Annotated in this window: 13 protein-coding genes; 5 read left to right on the forward strand and 8 right to left on the reverse strand. The window is 71.2% G+C overall.

What is annotated here, in order from left to right; genetic code table 11:
• The first annotated feature begins 107 nt into the window (after positions 1-107).
• Together ACNPQM_RS07615 and ACNPQM_RS07620 are read left to right on the forward strand one after the other, a co-directional pair.
• On the forward strand, positions 108-761 hold the full coding sequence (locus tag ACNPQM_RS07615; RefSeq protein ID WP_358860871.1) for a response regulator transcription factor: 654 nt from the start codon (positions 108-110) through the stop codon (positions 759-761).
• Positions 758-1981 (forward strand): sensor histidine kinase, encoded by a 1224-nt coding sequence (locus ACNPQM_RS07620; protein ID WP_418083397.1) that lies wholly within the window; start codon positions 758-760, stop codon positions 1979-1981. Before ACNPQM_RS07615 ends, ACNPQM_RS07620 begins: the two co-directional genes overlap by 4 nt.
• Here ACNPQM_RS07620 and ACNPQM_RS07625 read toward each other — a convergent pair.
• On the reverse strand, positions 1915-3807 hold the full coding sequence (locus ACNPQM_RS07625; RefSeq protein ID WP_418083398.1) for a VWA domain-containing protein: 1893 nt from the start codon (positions 3805-3807) through the stop codon (positions 1915-1917). The genes ACNPQM_RS07620 and ACNPQM_RS07625 overlap by 67 nt on opposite strands.
• Before the next feature lie 237 nt (positions 3808-4044).
• Here ACNPQM_RS07625 and ACNPQM_RS07630 point away from each other — a divergent pair, with 237 nt between their 5' ends.
• The gene (locus tag ACNPQM_RS07630; protein ID WP_418083399.1) at positions 4045-6114 is read left to right on the forward strand and encodes a PhoX family protein; all 2070 of its coding nucleotides are present in this window, start codon (positions 4045-4047) and stop codon (positions 6112-6114) included.
• Positions 6115-6132: 18 nt separating this feature from the next.
• Here the strand turns inward: ACNPQM_RS07630 and ACNPQM_RS07635 are convergent, their stop codons facing one another.
• Together ACNPQM_RS07635 and ACNPQM_RS07640 are read right to left on the reverse strand one after the other, a co-directional pair.
• Positions 6133-7104: a hypothetical protein gene (locus tag ACNPQM_RS07635; RefSeq protein WP_418083400.1), complete on the reverse strand. Its 972-nt coding sequence runs from the start codon at positions 7102-7104 to the stop codon at positions 6133-6135.
• 49 nt (positions 7105-7153) lie between these two features.
• Positions 7154-8635 (reverse strand): APC family permease, encoded by a 1482-nt coding sequence (locus ACNPQM_RS07640; protein WP_418083401.1) that lies wholly within the window; start codon positions 8633-8635, stop codon positions 7154-7156.
• A gap of 275 nt (positions 8636-8910) precedes the next feature.
• Between ACNPQM_RS07640 and ACNPQM_RS07645 the strand changes: the two genes are divergently transcribed.
• Positions 8911-9321 carry an RNA-binding S4 domain-containing protein gene (locus ACNPQM_RS07645; protein ID WP_358860864.1) on the forward strand — a complete coding sequence of 137 codons (411 nt, stop codon included), beginning with the start codon at positions 8911-8913 and terminating at the stop codon, positions 9319-9321.
• Between the two features lie 139 nt (positions 9322-9460).
• Here the strand turns inward: ACNPQM_RS07645 and ACNPQM_RS07650 are convergent, their stop codons facing one another.
• Together ACNPQM_RS07650 and ACNPQM_RS07655 are read right to left on the reverse strand one after the other, a co-directional pair.
• Positions 9461-10405, reverse strand: a complete 945-nt coding sequence (locus ACNPQM_RS07650) for an NADP-dependent oxidoreductase (protein ID WP_418083402.1) — start codon at positions 10403-10405, stop codon at positions 9461-9463.
• A 136-nt stretch (positions 10406-10541) separates the two neighbouring features.
• Positions 10542-11429 (reverse strand): hypothetical protein, encoded by an 888-nt coding sequence (locus ACNPQM_RS07655; protein WP_418083403.1) that lies wholly within the window; start codon positions 11427-11429, stop codon positions 10542-10544.
• 118 nt (positions 11430-11547) lie between these two features.
• Here ACNPQM_RS07655 and ACNPQM_RS07660 point away from each other — a divergent pair, with 118 nt between their 5' ends.
• The gene (locus ACNPQM_RS07660; RefSeq protein ID WP_358860867.1) at positions 11548-11952 is read left to right on the forward strand and encodes a hypothetical protein; all 405 of its coding nucleotides are present in this window, start codon (positions 11548-11550) and stop codon (positions 11950-11952) included.
• A 206-nt stretch (positions 11953-12158) separates the two neighbouring features.
• Here the strand turns inward: ACNPQM_RS07660 and ACNPQM_RS07665 are convergent, their stop codons facing one another.
• The 3 genes from ACNPQM_RS07665 to ACNPQM_RS07675 form a co-directional block, all read right to left on the reverse strand.
• Positions 12159-12581: a universal stress protein gene (locus ACNPQM_RS07665; protein WP_358860868.1), complete on the reverse strand. Its 423-nt coding sequence runs from the start codon at positions 12579-12581 to the stop codon at positions 12159-12161.
• 125 nt (positions 12582-12706) lie between these two features.
• Positions 12707-13357, reverse strand: coding sequence for an FMN reductase (locus tag ACNPQM_RS07670; RefSeq protein WP_418083404.1), 651 nt, complete (start codon positions 13355-13357; stop codon positions 12707-12709).
• A 6-nt stretch (positions 13358-13363) separates the two neighbouring features.
• Positions 13364-14446, reverse strand: a complete 1083-nt coding sequence (locus ACNPQM_RS07675) for an LLM class flavin-dependent oxidoreductase (RefSeq protein WP_345517276.1) — start codon at positions 14444-14446, stop codon at positions 13364-13366.
• Positions 14447-14547 lie beyond the last annotated feature (101 nt).

Consider the following 14547-nt stretch of genomic DNA (forward strand, 5'->3'; position numbering starts at 1 on the left):
GATAAACGCCGCCCGGCCATGGAGACTTTTGCGAAACATGCCTTCCGGTAGCAATGACCCATCCTGGGAGGCAGCGGACAGGCATGCACGAGGCAGGGGACATCACCATGCGGGTACTGGTCGCCGAGGACGAGGAGATCCTGGCGGAGCTCGTCGCCACCGGTCTGCGGCGGGCGGGGTTCGCCGTCGACACGGTCTACAGCGGCGACGCGGCCGTCGCCTACCTGGGGCTTCACGACTACGACGTCGTCGTCCTCGACCGCGATCTGCCACGGGTGCACGGCGACGACGTGGCGCGCGGACTCGTCGCCTCCGGCTCGCGCACCCGGATCCTGATGCTCACGGCTGCCGGTTCCATGGAGGACCGCGTCTCGGGTCTCGACCTCGGCGCCGACGACTATCTGGGCAAGCCGTTCGAGTTCCCGGAGCTGGTGTCACGGGTACGGGCGCTGCGGCGGCGCAGCGCCCGGCCCGTACCGCCGCAACTGCAGCGGCACGGCGTCCGGCTCGACACCGTACGGCGCACCGCGTCCCGCGACGGCCGGGAGCTGGACCTTTCGCCGAAGGAGTTCAGCGTGCTGCAGCTGCTGCTGGAGGCGGACGGTGGGACGGTCAGCGCGGAAGAACTGCTGGAGCGCGCCTGGGACGCCAACGCCGACCCGTTCACCGGCGCCGTCCGCGTCTGCATGAGCAAGCTGCGCGGGAAGCTCGGGGAACCCGCCCTGATCCGTACGGTGCAAGGTGTGGGGTACGCCCTGTGAGGCTCCCCTCGGCCGTCCGGCACGCCACGATCCGGACGCGGATCGCGCTCGTGTACGGCGGGGTGTTCCTGGTCCTCGGGACCGCGCTGCTCACCACCGTCAACCTTGCCTCCCGCGCCGGTACGGACTCGCAGGCCCGCGAGATCGCCGCCACCGCCGCTGTCGTCCAGCCGGGCTACGCGGTGAACGGTCCGCTCATCACCCGGCGGAGCCTCGGCCCGCCCACCGTCTACGACCTCACCGACCATGTCAGCGACGCGGCCGGCCACCAGCTGCTGATCTGGTCCGCGGCAGCGCTGCTCGTGATGACGGCGTGCGCCGTCGGGGTGGGCTGGTGGACCGCGGGGCGGGTACTGCGGCCCGTCCACGCGATGACCGCGAAGGCACGCCGCCTCTCCGAGCACACGCTGCACGAACGGATCGCTTCGAACGGACCCGACGACGAGCTGAAGGAGCTCAGCGACACGCTGGACGCGCTGCTGGCCCGGCTGCAGAAGGCGTTCGACAGTCAGCGGCGGTTCATCGCCAACGCCTCGCACGAGCTGCGGACACCGCTGGCCACCCAGCGGGCCGCGATCCAGATCGGACTGGACGACCCGACCCCTGAGGATCTCGTACGGGTCAGGGAGACGCTCCTCGACAACAACCGGCGCAGCGAGCGGCTCATCGAGGGGCTGCTGGTGCTGGCGCGCAGCGAGCGGGGGCTCGCGGTGGGCGAGCGGGACACGGTCGATCTCGCACAGGTGGTGGCGGAGGAGGCGGCCCGGTATCCGGGTGTGCGGGTATCGGCGCAGCCGTGCGGGATACGGGGGAACCGGCTGCTGCTGGCCCAGCTGGTGGCGAACCTGCTGGCCAACGCGGTGACGTACAACGTGCCCGACGGGACGGTGGAGGTGTCCGTCGCAGGGGGCGGGGCCGATGAGCCGGTTCTGGAGGTGTGCAACACCGGGCCGCTGGTGGCGGAGTCAGACATCCCGGGACTCTTCGAGCCGTTCCGGCGGGGCGAGGGCCGGGACCGGATGGGTCCCGGCTCCGGACTCGGTCTTTCGATCGTGCATTCCATTGCGGTGGCGCACGGCGGTACGGTCACGGCGGTGCCGCGCCTTGGGGGCGGGCTCGCCGTGACCGTACGTCTGCCGGTCGGCCTGCCGGGTCAGCCCTTGTCGGGGGCGGGCTCCCGGGTGGCGAGCCAGGCGGGGAGCGCGGCGAGAAGCTCCTGATAGAGCGTGGCGTCCGGCACCTCGCGCGGGGTGGGGCCCGCGTGGAAGAACGCGGCGTTCGGGGCGTCCAGCTTCCGCAGGAACTCGAAGCCCTTCGCGTCCTCCTCGCCGAACGCGACGAACTGGAAGAACAGCGGTAGCCGCGCCGCCTCGACGAGCGCCTGCTTGGCGGGCTGCTTGGTGTCCGGCGGGCCGTCCGTCTGGAAGATCACCAGGGCGGGACCGGTGGCCTCCGACTTCTCGTAGTGCGCGACGACCTCCTCGACGGCACGGTGGTAGCTCGTACGGCCCAGACGGCCGAGCCCCGCGTGCAGCTCGTCGATCCGGCCCTCGTGAGCGCTGAGGTCGACCGTGCCGGTGCCGTCGATGTCGGTCGAGAAGAAGACGACGGGCACGGTCGCGGTCTCGTCCAGGTGCGCGGCGAGGGCGAGCGTGCGGTCGCCCAGGTGCTGGGCACTGCCGTCCTTGTAGAACGGCCGCATGGAGCCGGAACGGTCGAGCACCAGGTAGACGGTGGCGCGGAGCCCGGTCAGGCCGTGCGCCTCCAGTGCGGCTTGGGCAGCCTTGTACGGCTCGGCGAGCGCAGGTGCACTGGACGCGACCCGGGCGAGGGGTAGGGCGGGGGTGGGCTCGTCGGCGGGTGCGGGGACCTCGGAGGGCACGTCGGTGACGGGTGCCTCTGCGGCGGGTTCCGGTGCGGGAGCGGGGGCGACCGCGGCGGCGACCGGCGCGGGCTCGGGTGCGGAGGCCGGAGCAGTCGGCTCGTTCTCGGCCGGCGTTTCGGGCTCGGCCTCGGCCACGACGACGACCGTCTCCGGCGCGGCCGGCTCGGACTCGGCCGGGGTCTCCGGCGCGGCGGCCACAGCGACCGGCTCGGCCTCGGGCTCAACCTCGGCGGCGACCGGCTCGGCTTCGACGGCGGCCTCCGGGGTGGGGGCCACGGCGGCCGGCTCGGCTTCGACCTCTACCTCGGCGGTGGCCGGCTCAACCTGGGCTTCGGCGGCGACCGGCGCGGCTTCGACCTGGGCCTCGGCGGCGACCGGTGCAGCCTTGTCCTCGTCCTTGGCGGCAACCGGCTCGGCCTCGGCCTCGGGCTCGGCAGTGGCCTCCCGCTGGGCTTCGGCGACCGGCGCGGCTTCGACCTCGGCCTCGGCAGCGACCGGCTCGGCCTCGGGCACTGCAGTGAGCGCCTCTGCTTCCGGCTCCACCGCAGCCTCGGGAGCAGTCTCCGGCTCGACCTCGGCGGCGGCCCGCTCGGCTTCGACCTCTACCTCGGCGGTGGCCGGCTCAACCTGGGCCTCGGCGGTGACCGGCGCGGCTTCGACCTCGGCCTCGGCAGCGACCGGTTCCGCTTCAATCTCCGCCTCGGGTTCCGCAGCGACCGGTTCCGCTTCAGCCTTTGCCTCGGGTTCCGCAGCGACCGGCTCCGCCTCAACCTCCGCCTCGGGCGCCCCAGCGATCGCCTCCGCGACCGGCTCTGACGCGGTCTCGGCTGCGGCCGGTTCCGGGGCCGAGCCCTGGGCCGGGACTGTGGGGGTGGACTTCGGGGTGGGGGCCGACGGCCTGTCGAAGGCCTCCGCCACCAGGTCCGCGGCCAGTCCGCTCTCGGGCGAGGCGGACCGGCGCGAGGCGGGAGCGGGCACCGAGGCCTTGGCGGGCGGGGTGGATGCCGCCACCGTCTCGTCCGCCGTCACCGTCACCGCGACGGGCTCCGCCTCCGTCGGCCCGGTGCGCTCCGTCTGGGGCGGGACCGTGGCCGTCGTCGGTTCGACCTGCTCCGCGCGGTCGCGGCCGAACACCTTGCGCAGCAAGCTCCGAATGCCCATGGGCGAGGCCTTTCGCATGAGTTGGGTGCGATGAATGTCCGTACTGCGGGAATTTATCCCTGGCCAGGGCGGATACGTAAGGTTAGCGGCCAGATCCGGCCGTTCGTTGGTGCGGCCCGCGCCCGTGTCAAATGGGCAGCACTGGCCCTGACTTCACTCTCCGTTCATGCGGAGGTCCTCGTGCGGCATGACTGCGCACTTACCGTCACGCGAGACACACATACGGAGGGAAAACACGTGCGCAACCTGCTGCCGCTCATCAGTTCGCACCCGGGCGGGCGCTCTGCGCTGACCTGCCGCTACCGCTGTGGTGACGCCTGCTTCCAGGAGATTCCGAACACCAGCGACAACGAATACGTCGGCGATGTCATCGCCGGTGCCCTTTCGCGCCGTTCGATGATGCGTGCCGCAGCCGTGGTGACCGTCGCCGCTGCCGCCGGGACGACTGTCCTGGCCGGCCCGGCCGCGCCGCAGGCCGAGGCCGCCGAGCTCGCGGGCCACGGGCACACACCGGACAGGCCGACGACTCCCGCCGCCTCCGGCGCCCGGGGTCTGCGCTTCGCGCCCGTCGCGCCGAACAAGGACGACAAGGTCACCATCCCGGACGGCTACGACCAGAATGTCGTGATCCGCTGGGGCGAGCCGATTCTGCGTGGCGCGCCCGCCTTCGACCCGGACAAGCAGTCCGCGAAGGCGCAGGCAGGCCAGTTCGGTTACAACAACGACTTCCTCTCCCTGCTCCCGCTCCCTGGTGAGCGCGGCCGTCAGGTCCTGGTCGCCAACCATGAGTACACGGACGAGAACCTCATGTTCCGTGGCTACGATCCGGCCAACCCGACCCGCGAGCAGGTCGAGATCGCCTGGGCGGCGCACGGACTGTCCGTAGTCGTCGTCCAGGACGAGAGCCGCACCGGCAAGCTGTCGCCGGTCAGCCGTCACCCGCTGAACCGCCGCCTCACCGCGACCAGCGAGTTCGAGGTCACCGGCCCGGTCGCGGGCAGCCCCCTGCTCCGTACGTCCGCCGACCGCACCGGCCGCAAGGTGCTCGGCACGCTCAACAACTGCGCGGGCGGCACGACTCCGTGGGGCACCACGCTGCACGGCGAGGAGAACTTCAACCAGTACTTCGCCAACGGCTCCAGTGCGACCGACAAGCGGTACGGCATCGCGGCCGGCGCCACCGAGCGCAAGTGGGAGCGTTTCGACAAGCGGTTCGATCTGGCGCAGGAGCCGAACGAGGCACACCGCTTCGGCTGGGTCGTCGAGCTCGACCCGTACGACCCGGAAGCGACGCCGCGCAAGCGCACCGCCCTCGGCCGCTTCAAGCACGAGGCCGCGCAGCCCCGCCTGACCGCCGACGGCCGGCCGGTCGTCTACATGGGTGACGACGAACGCTTCGACTATTTCTACAAGTTCGTATCGTCGAAGAAGATGAAGAAGGGGAACTCGCGGGCCGCCCGCGAGCACAACCTCACCCTTCTGGACGAGGGGACGTTGTACGTCGCCAAGCTGACCGGCGACTCCCCGGCCGCCGAGATCGACGGCTCCGGGAAGCTGCCCTCCGACGGTGAGTTCGACGGCAGCGGCGTCTGGATCCCGCTGGCGACGGGCGACACTTCCCACGTTCCCGGGATGACCGCCGAGGAGGTGTACGTCTTCACGCGACTGGCCGGTGACAAGGTCGGCGCCACGAAGATGGACCGACCTGAGGACATCGAGCCGTCGCCGCGCACCGGCCGGGTCTATGTCGTGCTGACGAACAACACCGACCGCGGCAAGCCGGGCAAGGCGGGCGCCGACGAGGCGAACCCGCGCAACCTGAACAAGCACGGCCAGATCCTGGAGCTCGCCGAGCAGGGGGACGACCCGGCCTCGGACGGCTTCGCCTGGCGGCTGTTCCTCGTCGCGGGTGACCCGAACGACCCGGCGACGTACTTCTCCGGCTTCCCCAAGGAGAAGGTCAGCCCCATCTCCTGCCCGGACAACGTGGCGTTCGACCCGCACGGCAACCTGTGGATTGCCACGGACGGCAACCAGCTCGGCTCGCACGACGGCCTGTTCGGGGTCGCCACCCATGGTGAGCGGCGTGGTGAGCTCAAGCAGTTCCTGACGGTGCCGAGCGGCGCCGAGACCTGCGGTCCGCTGGTCCAGGACCGCCGGGTGCTCGTCGCGGTGCAGCACCCGGGCGAGATCGACGGCGCGTCCGTCGAGGAGCCGGCGAGCAGCTGGCCGGACGGGCCGGGCATGATCGTGCGCCCGTCGGTCGTCGCCGTCTGGCGCAAGGACGGCCGCGACATCGGAGTCTGAGCCCGCTCGTGCAAGGGTTCACGCGGTGGCGACCTGGCGGCGCCACCGCGTGAACTGCGCCTGGGCGTCCCCGGTGTAGGACCACGGCACCAGCACCGCCCGCCCGTCCAGCAGCCGGAACGCCTCCGCGGCCTCCGCGGGACGCCCCGCGTAACAGGCCGCGTGCGCGAGGTAGTTCAGCTCGCCGACCTCCTCCGGGGGCACCGGCCCCGCCGCGCGCATCCCGAGCCACCGCTGCGAGGTGCGGCACACCTCGGTCACCGCCAGCTCGTGGTCCCAGTGCTGCTGCCCGGTGCGCGGCGCCACGACGGGCCGCCCGTGCGTGGCATCGGAGACGTACCGGTACTCCTCGACCCTGGCGATCTGCACCAGCACCGGAAGCGAGGAACCGGGCGGCGCCGCGCCCGCCGCGTCGCGCGCGAAGTCGTACATGGTGCCGTGGGTGCCGTGCCAGCGCGCCGAGTAGTAGCGCAGCAGCTGGGTGTGCCCCTCCATGTGGTGGGGGTCGCGGCGCAGCAGTTCGTCCCACCACTGTGTGATCCGGCGCCGGGCCCCGTCCTCGTACAGCCGCGCCACGGTCAGCAGCGACGCCCACGGCATCGGGTCGGACGGGCAGGTCTCGGCGGCCCGCAGGCAGCAGTGGACGACGCGGTCCACCCGGTCCTGGTCGACGGCGATCCCGCGGCCAGCCATGACCGCCCGCCCGAAGAGCCGTACGACGTCGGTCGCCGCCTTCAGTACGTGCGCGTCGGCGTTCTTCGGTTCGGCGGCGAGCCAGGTCTCCACGGTGGAGCTGCCCGCGGCGGCGTGGGCGAGCAGCCGGGTCCGGTGGGTGCGCAGCGCCCACGCGTTGCCGGTGGCGTGCAGCAGATCGCGTACGCCCTGCCAGCGGCCGATGACGATGTCCTGGCGGGCCGCGGTGAGCGACCGGTCGCCGAAATCCGGGTCGAAGCGCACGGGTGGGGGGGTGCGGCGTCGGCGTACAGCCATGCTCGGAGGGTCGTCTCCTCTCGGGGCTGGTGGGGGGAGGGACCGGGGATCAGAAGTCGGTGACGATCGTGGCGGAATCGGTGTAACCGGGCGAATCCTCGGCCTGCACGGTCCGTGAGGCATCGAGCTTCGCCGGACGGTAGTACGAACTGCCGCGCCGCCGGTACCAGAGCATCGGGACGACACCCACGGCAAGACCGCCGAGGCCGAGCGCGAGCGCCGTTCTGCTGAAGTTGCCGAGCGCCTCGAAGAAGATCCAGAACATGAAGAGCGAGCCGGTCAGCGGCCAGAGCCCGCCGAGGACGAAGTCCGGGACCGAGCGGAGGAGCAGTTTGCGGTACGCGACGACGGCGGCCAGCCCCGCGAGCCCGTAGTACACGGCGATCTGCAATCCGATGGCCTCCACGGCCACCCCCAGGATCCGTTGCACGCGGCCGAGGGCGAGCGAGGCGAGGATCAGGACGAGGGCGACCCCGCCGACGGCCGCGACAGCCACCCACGGCGTGTTCCAGCTGCGGTGCACCCGGCCGAAAGCAGCGGGCATCGTGCGGTCGCGGCCCATCGCGAACAGGGAGCGCGTGACCTGGATGAGCGTGGTCTGCAGGGTTGCGACGGTGGACAGCATCACCGCCATCACCAGAAGCTTTCCGCCGACGCCGGGCCACACCTTCTCCCCGAGCACGGTCAGGACGTTGGCGCTGTGCTGCTGGATGTCGTCGGGGGAGAGGATCACGTTCACCGCGATCGCGAACACTTCGACGAGCGCGAAGACGGTGAGCACGCCGACGATCCCGGCCAGCCCCGCGGTGCGGCGGCTGTCGCGGGTCTCCTCGCTGAGGTTGCCGGTGACGTCCCAACCCCAGTAGTAGAACGCGGCGATCAGCGCGCCGGAGGCGAAGTCGGAGACCCCGTCGAAATGCCCGAGGCCGAGCCAGGACCATTCGAAGGCGTGTGCCGCACCGGCTCCGGTGTCCGCGGAGCCGTGGACCAGCGCGACGACCGCGAAGAGCAGCAGGATCACCAGCTCGACCCCGGAGATGAGCAGCTGGGTTCGGGCACTGAGCCGCACCCCGCCGAGCACGACGAGCAGCATCAGCAGGAACCAGCCCGCCCCGATGAGGGTGGCGAGTGTCGTGTTGTCGGCGGAGTGCGAGTCGATGACGGTGAGCGTCATCGTCCCTGCGGGCAGCGATCCGGCGACCATGAAGAGGGTCGCCGCGACGACCAGCGCCCAGCCGCTGAGGAAACCGAGGAAAGGGTGCAGGGTCCTGCCGACCCAGGAGTAACCGGCGCCCGCGTTGACGTCGATCCGGCCGAGCTGCCGGTAGGCGAGGGCGATGCCGAGCATCGGTATCGCGCAGTACAGCAGGGCGGCGGGCCCGCCGAGACCGACCGTACCGACGAGCACGGCACTGGTGGCGGCCAGCGAATAGGCGGGGGCGCTGCCCGCGACCGCCATCACGATCGTGTTGAACGTACCGAGGGCATTGGGCTGGAGCCCACGGCCGGGCCGGGCGGGCGTGTTGCGCATCGCTGATCTCAACTGCTTCCGGAAGTACGGCGTGCCACGGCGGAATCCCCGTACATCCCTCAGAGGCACGACATGTGGCGGCATGTCAGAGAAAGATCTTCGAAACTCCGAACGGATGCGGTCAGTCCGTTCAGAAAGATCGTCCGCATCGTAGTCCCGTGATTACAGCTGTGTGGGCCTGGGCGGTAAGACCGACCCGCACATGGGGGTCCAAGACCGATGCGTGAGTCCCGTACGACGTTCACAGCTCGGGCGGAAGGCCTACAGTCGGAGACATGGTTTCGGGTGAGGCACCGCAGGCGGAGGGAAGCGTCCGCGTCGACAGCTGGATCTGGTCGGTACGGCTGACCAAGACCCGTTCGCAGGCCGCTGCCGCCTGCCGCGCGGGGCACGTCAAGGTCAACGGGGACCGTGCCAAGCCGGCGCAGACCCTGCATGTGGGGGACGAGGTGCGGCTCCGGCACGCCGGCCGCGACCGGATCGTCGTCGTGTCCAGGATCGTGAAGAAACGGGTCGGCCCGCCGGTGGCGGCGGAGTGCTTCGTCGACAACAGCCCGCCCCCGCCGCCGCGCGAAGCGGTCATCCAGGTGCCGGTCCGCGACCGCGGCACGGGCCGCCCGACCAAACGCGACCGCCGAGAGATGGAACGCCTGCAGAGCCGCGGCCACGGGGGCCGGCCGGCCTGACGGCCTCCCCCACGACAGGGAGTGGGCTCCCGACGCCCTCGGCTGCGGGAGGCGATCGCCCGTGCCGCCTCGACCTTCCGGCGCAGCGGCGTCAGTGCCCCTTTCTCGTCGCCCGGCAGTTCGGTTCGGACGCTGCGGATCAGAGCGCGAACAGGGTCTTGCCGCGGGCGCCGCCCGTGCGGTTCCGGTCGAGCGCCTGCGGGGCCTTCTCCAGCGGGAGTTCGATGTCGATGGGCACCCTGAGCACACCCTCCAGGGCCCCCGTCGCCAGGACGTCGAGCAGTACGGGTGTCGGCTCCAGGCGGAAGTCGATGCCGCTGACACCGGTGGGCAGGGCGGCCCGCCCGGCGACGCCCCGCGTGGAGACGGCCACACCCCCGGCCCGGACCAGCGCCGCATGCGCCGCGAAGCCGTCCGGGGTGGTGGACACCAGGTCGACGAGCGCGTCGATGCCTTCCGGGCACGCCTCCCGTACCGCCGCTTCGAGCGGACGGGCGGTCGTGTCGATGGTGACCGCAGCTCCGAGCGCCCTCATCCGCCTGTGCTCGTCGCCGCGCACGGCGGCGACGACGCGCAGGTCCCGGGCGGACGCGAGCTGGGTCAGATAGCTGCCGACGCCGCCCGCCGCTCCGATGATGATCAGACTCTCGTGGCCGCGGAGCACCGCGGTCTCCAGGAGTTGCGCCGCGGTCATCCCGGCGGACGGGAGCGCCGCCGCGGTCCGGAGCGGGAGACCGTTCGGGACCAGGGTGATCGCGGAGTCCTGCGGGACGGACACGTAGTCGCAGTACGTGCCCTGGCCGGCCCGCGATCCGCTCACCCGGCCGAAGACCTTGTCGCCCACCCGGAAGCGGTTCTCGCCGCTGCCGACCATGTCCACCCGGCCCGCGTAGTCCACGCCGACGACCAGCGGGAACACCGGCTCCGCAGCCCCTTCCGGGGGGTTTTCCGCGATCTGCCAGTCGCACGGGTTGAGCGCGGCGTACATGATCTTCACCCGTACCTCGCCGGCCCGGGGATCCGGCTTGGGAAGCTCGACCAGTGAAGGATCGGCCCGGAACGCGCTGACGGCTATGGCTCGCATACGGAAGACCTCTCAGTCGACCCCGACGGTCACGCAGTCCTGCACTCCACTCTTGCCCGGCCCGCGCGCCGCCGCACGTCGAACCGGGTGCGGCGCCCAGCGCTCAGCCACGGGGGCGCCCGCGAGGCGGGCCGGATCACGCCCGTGCGGCGGATCCCCGACCCACCCACACCCGTGCGGCCACCGCACACAGCGCCACCGCCAGCCCCGCACCGAGGACGATCCACACCGTCGTACGGAGCGAAGCCGTCAGCGCGTCGTACACCGCTGCCGCCGCGTCGTGGTCGCTGCCCGGCACCCCGGCCAGCACCCGGTTCCGGGCAATCGCGATCAGTGCGCGCAGCACCAGCGCGCCGAGGGCGAATCCGAGCCCGACGAGCGCCGTGGCCGTCAGTGCGGCGAGGGCGGCGCCCCGGCGTCCCGGCCGGCCGCGCACCGCCGCGACGGCCACGGCCGCGAGAGCGAACAGCACGGTCCCGACGGCGGGCCAGATACTGCCGGTCCGGAGCAGACGGAAGGTGCGGCGCAGCTGGTCGGCACGGTCGGCGGAGATCAGCGTGATCTCGGTGTGCTGGACCGGGATCCGGTCGGCGAGCGGTACCCCGTTGTTCAGCAGATTCTGTTTGACCTGCTCCGTCACCGCCGCCAGATCGATGGTCACTGCCTCGCCGGTCTTCCCGTTCAGCGCGGCGGTGACTGCCTGGTGGGCGGTGCGGTTGGCGGCGTCCCAAGCCGTACGGAAGGCATCGGTGGTGGTGAACGACTGCACCGCCTCGTACAGGAAGCCCCGCACGGTGTCCTGGAGCGGCCCGACTTCGATGTTCTTCATCGCCTCGTCGGTGATCAGACCGGCCACGATGGCCTGCACATCGGGGTCGGAGGCGAGCGGCTCCACCGCGGCGACGTACCGGTCCGTGTTGTCGATCTCCAGATCGACCCAGGCGGCCAGCGCGCTCAGCGGGACGAGGACGGCGAGCAGCGCAACCAGTACCGTCGACAACGTCACCGAGAGAGAGGTCCGCACCCCTCAAGGGAATCCCGGACGGCAGCGGTGCGCTCCGGGCGGTACCCCGTTCGAGTTGCCGGGCCCCACGGCCGGGTGTGCCCTGGAGGGAACGGGGTGAAGGAAGGAGCTTTCGGCCATGACGACACACGCCTCGGTGCCGACGCGCCACCGCCGCGCACGGGCGCGCACCCACCGCCCCAGCACACTCAGCTGGGCCATGCCCGTCGCCCTGGGCGTGATCGCGGGCTGGTGGGCGACGTCCATCGTGCGCGGCGGCGGTGTGCTCACCGGCACACAGCTCGCGCTCGGTCTGATCACCGGCGCCGTGCTGGCGGCGCTCTGCTACGGCCTCGGCCGGGTACAGAAGCGACTGCCCTCAGGAACCAAGGCCACCGCGTACGGCGCTCTGTTCGGCGGTACGGTCGGCTTCCTGTACAGCCTGTCCGACAAGAGCGTGCTCGCGTCCACCATCCTGGCCCTGGTGACCGGAACCGGAATGTGGGTGTGCGCCTTCTACGCGTTCCACGTGACGGAGGACTGACTCCGCGCCCCGTCTCCTCCTCCCCCTTCATCCTTGAGCTTCTCCGCGGGGGAGGCCCCGGCATCGGCGGGGCCGGGCGGGACCGTCCGGTACGAGGAGGCCGGCGGCGGAACGTGAGGCGCGCACGAAGGACGCCGCGGACAAAACTAAGGAGGGGCGGCCCCGAACGGGACCGCCCCTCCTTTTCGTTCGCCGAGTTCACCCGGTCAGTCGCGGACGACGGTCACCGGGCACGGCGCGTGCTGGGTGACGTGGAGGCTGACCGAGCCGAGCAGGGTCGCCTTGAAGCCGCTGTATCCGCGCGCTCCGACGACCAGCAGGTTCGCGCCCTTCGCGCGGTCCAGCAGGGCCTGCGCCGGGTTGCCGATCACCACGATCTTGCTGACCGCGGCCGCGCCCTCGGCGCCGAGGGCCTCCTCCAGCGCCTCGGTGAGCGAGACGGTCGCCAGGGCCTGCGGATCGAAGTCCTCCGGCATACCCGGCATCATGGACGCCCAGCTCGTCGCGGGGTACTCCCAGCTGTTGACGGCCTCCACCGAGTCACCGGTCAGCTCGGCCTGGCGTACGGCCCAGTGCAGCGCCTTGATCGACGACTCGGAGCCGTCCACGCCCACCACGATCCTGCCCATCTCTGCCTCCAGGTCGGTTCAGCTCACATCTGTGTGATACACCTCACGATGCATCGTTACGGGTCACTGTAGTCAAACCGGACAGAAGCCCTCCGGGTGGGTCCGCCCCGCCCGGCAGCGGCAGGTCAGTCCAGCCGCAGGTCGGCGAGTTGCTGCTCGAACGGCACCACCTCGTCGTCGAGCCCCCGTGCCCTGGATGCTCCGGAGACCGCCCGGCCGCCCGCGATCATCCCCGCGAGTTCGCCGCCCGCGCGCCGGATCCGGGACGGCAGCCCCTCGGTGTACTCGTCACCTGACGAGCCCCAGTCCTCCGACGCGGCGTACACGGACGTCGGTACGACCGTCGCTCGCAGGTAGCCGAAGAGGGGCCGCATCGCGTGCTCCAGGACGAGCGAGTGCCGGCCGGTGCCGCCGGTCGCCGCGATGAGGACGGGCTTGCCGGTCAGCGCCGTGTTGTCGATCAGGTCGAAGAACGACTTGAACAGTCCGCTGTACGAGGCGGTGAAGACCGGCGACACGGCTATCAGGCCGTCCGCCGCCGTCACCGCACCGATCGCCTCGCTCAGCGCCCGCGGCGGGAACCCCGTCACCAGGTGGTTCGCGATGTCGACGGCCAGATCGCGCAGCTCGATCACCTGGACCTCCACCGGCCGGTCCTGCTCGGCGGCCAGCCGCTCCCTGGCGGCGGCCGCCAGCCGGTCGGCCAGCAGTCGGGTCGACGACGGCTGGCTCAGCCCTGCGGACACGGCGACGATCTTCAGAGCCTCGTTCTGCATGGTGGGTCAGATCTCCTTCGTGCGGGCGGCGACGGCCGGGTGGACGGGGGCGGATTCCGGCACTCCGGCCGGCCGCATGTTGGCGAACTCCTTGCGCAGCACCGGGACGACCTCCTCGCCGAGAATGTCGAGCTGCTCCAGGACCGTCTTCAGCGGGAGTCCCGCGTGGTCCATCAGGAACAGCTGGCGCTGGTAGTCGCCGACGGCGTCACGGAACGACAGGGTCCGTTCGATGACCTCCTGCGGGGAGCCGACGGTCAGCGGCGTCTGCTGCGAGAAGTCCTCCAGGGAGGGCCCGTGCCCGTAGACCGGCGCGTTGTCGAAGTACGGGCGGAACTCCCGTACCGCGTCCTGCGAGTTCTTCCGCATGAACACCTGGCCGCCGAGGCCGACGATGGCCTGCTCGGCGGTGCCGTGCCCGTAGTGCGCGTACCGCTGCCGGTAGAGGTTCACCATCTTCTTGGTGTGCTCGATGGGCCAGAAGATGTTGTTGTGGAAGAACCCGTCGCCGTAGTACGCGGCCTGCTCCGCGATCTCCGGGGAGCGGATGGAACCGTGCCAGACGAACGGCGGGACGCCGTCCAGCGGGCGCGGGGTCGCGGTGAAGGACTGCAGGGGTGTGCGGAACTTGCCCTCCCAGTCGACGACGTCCTCCCGCCACAGCTTGTGCAGCAGGGCGTAGTTCTCGATGGCGAGCGGGATGCCCTGGCGGATGTCCTTGCCGAACCACGGGTAGACCGGCCCGGTGTTGCCGCGCCCCATCATCAGGTCGACCCGGCCGTCCGCGAGGTGCTGCAGCGTCGCGTAGTCCTCGGCGATCTTCACCGGGTCGTTGGTGGTGATCAGCGTCGTGGACGTCGACAGGATGAGGTTCTCGGTGCGGGCGGCGATGTAGCCGAGCGTGGTCGTCGGCGAGGACGGGACGAACGGCGGGTTGTGGTGCTCTCCGGTCGCGAAGACGTCCAGGCCCACTTCCTCGGCCTTCAGGGCGATTGCGAGGGTCGCCTTGATCCGCTCGTGCTCGGTCGGCGTCCTGCCGGTCGTGGGGTCGGTGGTGACGTCTCCGACGGTGAAGATCCCGAACTCCATGGCGCCCGCCTCCGTAAGTAATGGTTGAACCTTGAACTACTTGGTCGCACTCTACAACAGGGCACCCCTTCTGCCTATTCCGTCGCCGGAGCGGGGACCCC

The organism is Streptomyces sp. NPDC056231 (genome assembly GCF_048270745.1).
Taxonomy (GTDB): Bacteria; Actinomycetota; Actinomycetes; order Streptomycetales; family Streptomycetaceae; genus Streptomyces.